Genomic DNA, 4,955 nt, shown 5'->3' on the forward strand with positions numbered 1-4,955 from the left:
GGAATATAGCCGTGTGATTATCACCATCAGGTTTTTTATCCCACCAGGTGCCGGTGTTAAATACGCCCCAGCGTATCAGGTCTGTACGGCGGCGGTTCTCCCCTAAAAACTCCCGGCCCCATTCATCCAGCATTTCCTGGTCGTTGAGCTGGCTGCCATCAGTTTTATACAAACTCGGAGAGCCTGCCGGATAATTCCGCTGGCGCACGGCATTCAGCAGTACGGCCGCAGCAGCCTTATCTCCTGCCCGGTATTTGCATTCCGCCAATGTGTAATAGATCTCCGACAAACGTACCTCTGCATAGGCGGAAGTGAGCCGGTTCGGATCCGGTGTGGGATATAAGGGGTATTTGAGGAAGAATACGCCGGAGTTATGATCCGCATGATTCATATCGGATTCCTTGTCCGCAATCCGTTGCCCTGGTTTTGCATCCAGGAACCATCCTACCTGGTCGCGGATAAACAACGGATAGGAACCTTTGTTGCCCCGAACAGTATCAGTCACGGTATTCCCGTTCACCGTATGCTGGTAAGGCAGGTAGCCATACAGGAACATTCCTTCACGGGTACTGTTGCCCAGGTTTTTGTATAGCTTCAGGCGATAGTCGTCCGGGTAGTGATGAAATTTAACGAAAGGCTTTCCCAGTTTAAAACTGTATTCAACACTGTCTACATCCCTGCCGGGTTGAAGCGCAAACCTCGGGTTTGCCTGGCCGAAATCGGTAAAGCCACAATAGAGTGGCGCAGCATCATAGGTCATTGCCCAAAAGAACATACCGCCATCATATTGCCAGTGTGTACGTGCAAGACTGGAAGGGAAACCATAAATCGTTTCTGAATTAACCGTGTTGTTGGTATAATCAAACGGTGCATCCCAGCGGGTGTCCAACTGGTAGTTGCCGTATTTGCCGCCTATGATGTCCTGGCAAACCGTGGCGCAATCGCTGAACCTGTCCTGGTTAATGTATACCTTGGCATTAAGATACAGGCGTGCCAGCAAAGCTGCTGCGCCGGCCTGTGTCCACCGGCCGATGCCTTTATCGCCCAAGGTTTCGCGTTTGGGCAGATCCGGCAGTGCTGCTTTCAGTTCCGATTCGATGTAGCTGAATGTTTCTTCCGGGGTGGATTGCTTGTTACCGGTAGTACTATGTTTTACATCGGTAACAATTTCAATGTTGCGGTAAAAATCAAATGCCCTTAAATAGAACCAGGCTCTCAGTGTTCTGAGTTCGGATTTAAAGTCGGCCAGCTCGGTGGGTGTAACGTTCAGTTTACCCGGGTCGGTAATTCCTTCCATATCCTGGAGCGAATTGGTGGCGAGTACAATGCCCTGGTAAAAAGCAGTCCATGCGCCATTGGTAAAACCGTCCTGCGTGGTCCAGGTATGATAGTGCATGCGTTGGTAGTAGTTCCCGTCCTGCCAGTCGCCCTGGCGGTTATAAGTGCCTATCTCGTCCGTGCTGTTCTCTCCCACGGCATAAATGTCATTTCCCTGGATACTCCAGTAAGCATGTTCAAATGGCCGTAAAAAATCCCTGATCACATCATCTCTCCTGGTAAGGAATTGTGAAACATCTACTTTGTCATAAACATGCTCGTCCAGTTTTGTGCAGCCGCCCAGGATCAGCGCGGCGCCCAAAGCTGTATTCATTATATATTTTCTATAATTCTTTTTCATTACTGTACCGGTTAGTTGTTTAGAATGTTACCTGTACGCCCGCTAATAACTGGATAGTGGCCGGGTAAAAATTAAGGCTGTATATGTTGGTGCGCGGGTTGCCCTGCACCCCGGGTGTTAAGTCGTTAACCGGGTACAGGTCTGGATCTCCGCCTTTGAAACCAGTGAAGGTATGCAGGTTACTAACTGCCGCATACACTCTGAATGCCTGCAGGTATTTTGAATTTACGTTACGGCTATAGCCCAGTGCTACGTTATCGATCTTCACAAAAGAACCTGATTCCAGGAAATAATCCGACGCGAGCGCTGTAGTGGCTGAACTGGTGAGCTTCGCATACTTATTGCCGGGATCATAGGCCGATCTTAAAGTATTGGCATCGGTTTGTGTAGCCGGTGTACCTATATAAAAGGCCTGCATGTTGAACAGCTTATATCCAAAATTTCCCCTGAGGAAGATATTGAGGTCCCAGTTTTTATAACGGAAGGTATTACCCAGCGAACCGGTAAATTTAGGCAGGCCATTGCCAACAAATTGCTTATCGTCGGCACTTGCCTGGTTGGCAGGTACTACGGTTCCATCTTTCTTATAAACCAGCAGCGCGCCATTTTCATCTACCCCGGCAGATTTCAGCATATAAAAATCCCCGATGCGGTGTCCTTCCTGCAAACGTTGAACAGTACCGGGACTACCGGGGGCAGGTAAGCCCGCCAGGTCCTGGAAAGGAGCGCCCTGGTAAATTTTATTGGAGAAGGAAACGAATTTGTTATTATTATAAGCAGTGGTTAATGATACATTATAGCTGAATGTTTTGCCCTGTATCACTTCCCCGCTCAGTTGCACCTCAACGCCCGAGTTTTTCATAGTACCCACATTAGTGAACGTTTGCGACTGCGGGTTAGGCGGAAGCGGCACGTTGTAGTTACCCAGCAGGTCTTTATTGGTACGTGCATAATAATTCAATGACCCTGATAAGCGGCTGTTAAATAGTTCAAAGTCGATGCCCGCGTTAAAGTTGATGGCTTTTTCCCAGCCCAGTGCAGGGTTGATATTCTGCGATGGACCATATACCTGGTAGGTGGTGCCGTTAAAAGGGAAATACCCGTAACCGCCGTATAAAAGCAGCGACTTATAACTGTCAAAATCCTGGTTGCCGGTTACCCCGTAGTCCGCCCTTATTTTGAGTTCGTTCAGCCAGCTGATCCTGTCTTTCATGAAGCCTTCATCAGAAAGGCGCCATGCCACGGACACAGCGGGGAAACTACCCCATTTGTTGTCGGCCCCGAATTTTGAAGAACCTTCATGCCGGAGACTTGCAGTAATGATGTATTTATTATCAAAGTCATAGCTTATCCTGCCATAGAAGGAGGCCAGCCGGGAATCGTTCTGGGTAGAAGCTACGGCTCCCTGTCCATTGCCCTTGTCGCCGCCATTCCATGTACCCGAACCAAGGTTATTCCACAGGAAAGCATCAAATGGAAAATCATAGTTGTTAGCACTGAACTGCTGATAATTAAAGTAGCTGTAGGAATAGCCCCCGAGTGCCTTAACGTGGTTCTTTTTAAGGTTAAGTGCGTAGTTGATCGTCCATTCGATGTTCCGCTGGTCGTTATCCTGTTGCTCCTGTGAAGCATAATTGGTTTTGGTTGCCTGCCCCGAGTGAGTGATGTTAGTGAGTGTAGATGGCCGGAAATTCAGGTTTTTGTAAGATGATTTGATATTGGAGATCGTTACTACTGAATACAGGTTCTTCCTGATGTTTACCTTCAGGGAACCACTCATATCCAGCTCCTTTATTTCCGCCTCACTTTTAATAAGCTGTGCATTTTCAACAGGGTTATTAGAGAAAAACCCGGTATTAATATAATGATAGCCTGAACTGTCATAAATCGGCATGGTCGGATTCAGCGTAATGGCATTATTAAAATTTCCCTGGTCGGAGTTGCTGGTATGCATGTACCTGGGTGCAACGTTCAGGGAAACGGTATACACATCGCTTTTTGAAGTATGGTTCACGTTCAGACGGGCGCCGTATTCATTTTTATAGGCCCGCAGGTCAATACCGTTGGCATTCCGGTAGTCGGCGGAAGCAAAATAGTTGTCTTTAGCCGTTCCGCCGGAAATCTGTATGGTGTGCTTTTGTCCGTACGTTTGCGAACGGGTAACTGCTTTCATCCAGTCGGTATTAGCGCCATAGTCAATGCCCCGGGCAGGTGTTCCGTTTACCCGGTACTGGCGAAACTCGCTGGCGTTGAGCAATTCGGGCGCCATTGTCAGTTTATCAAGGGTAACATAGCCATTGTATACCAGTTTTGATTCGCCGGTTCCTTTTTTAGTGGTGATAATAATCACCCCATTGCTACCACGGGTTCCGTAAATAGCCGAGGCGGCGCCGCCTTTCAGCACATCGATCGATTCAATATCGTTCTGGTTGATGTTATCGATATTTCCACCCGGTACGCCGTTTATAACGTATAACGGCCCTAACCCCGCACTGCGTGACGATACGCCGCGCAGCTGGATGCTGGGAGAAGAGTTGGGATCGGCTGTAGCTGTATTGGAGATAGTTAACCCAGCCACTTTCCCTTGCAGGGACATTAAGGGGTTGTTGCCTGCAACGGTTTTCAGATCCCTTGCGCCCACATGCGTGATGGCGCTTGATACCTCCCGCTTATCCAGGGTGCCATAACCCACACTCACCACTTCCACTCCTTTAAGTTCCTGGCTGGACGATGCCAGCTTAACCAGTAAAGTGTTCTGACCGGCGATGGCAACCGTTTGTGTGGCGTAGTTAATGGAAGAAAAAATAAGTTCCCGGGTGTCCGTTGTTACTGTTAGCCGGAATGAACCGGTAGCATCGGTGGCAGTTCCGGAGCGGGTCCCTTTAATTCTGACAGTTGCCCCAGGTATCGGCGTACCTGTATCTGAATCAATTACTTTGCCTTCTATTACCTTATTCTGCGCGAATGCCGGGCAGGCGAAAGCAAAAATCAGGGCAAAAGCACTCAATAATCGTAGAATTTTTTTTAACATAACGCTGTGCTTGATTTGTTCATAAACGCGAACTCTTATCCTTCATCGCTGCAGCTGATGACTGGTAACGCCAATGCCAATTATGGCTTTTTGATTGGCAGGTCAAATTAAATCACTATTCAGGCGCTTGATACCGGAGGCAGGCGGCCGGAACCCAAAATCTAACCCATTTTGAAATTATATAATTGATAATCAACCACTTAATACAATCCCTACTGGGAAAAATCTAAGCCTTCCAGGCGCATT

Annotated in this window: 2 protein-coding genes; both read right to left on the reverse strand. The window is 48.2% G+C overall.

Annotated features, from left to right (window positions below; all coding sequences use genetic code 11):
- Positions 1-1,651, reverse strand: a 1,651-nt coding sequence (locus VN105_RS12680) for a RagB/SusD family nutrient uptake outer membrane protein (protein ID WP_325641393.1), incomplete at its 3' end; no start/stop codon positions are given.
- Positions 1,652-1,697: 46 nt separating this feature from the next.
- Positions 1,698-4,709 (reverse strand): SusC/RagA family TonB-linked outer membrane protein, encoded by a 3,012-nt coding sequence (locus VN105_RS12685; protein ID WP_325641395.1) that lies wholly within the window; start codon positions 4,707-4,709, stop codon positions 1,698-1,700.
- Positions 4,710-4,955: the final 246 nt, after the last annotated feature.

Origin of the sequence: Chitinophaga sp., assembly GCF_035564935.1 — a bacterium.
Taxonomy (GTDB): Bacteria; Bacteroidota; Bacteroidia; order Chitinophagales; family Chitinophagaceae; genus Chitinophaga.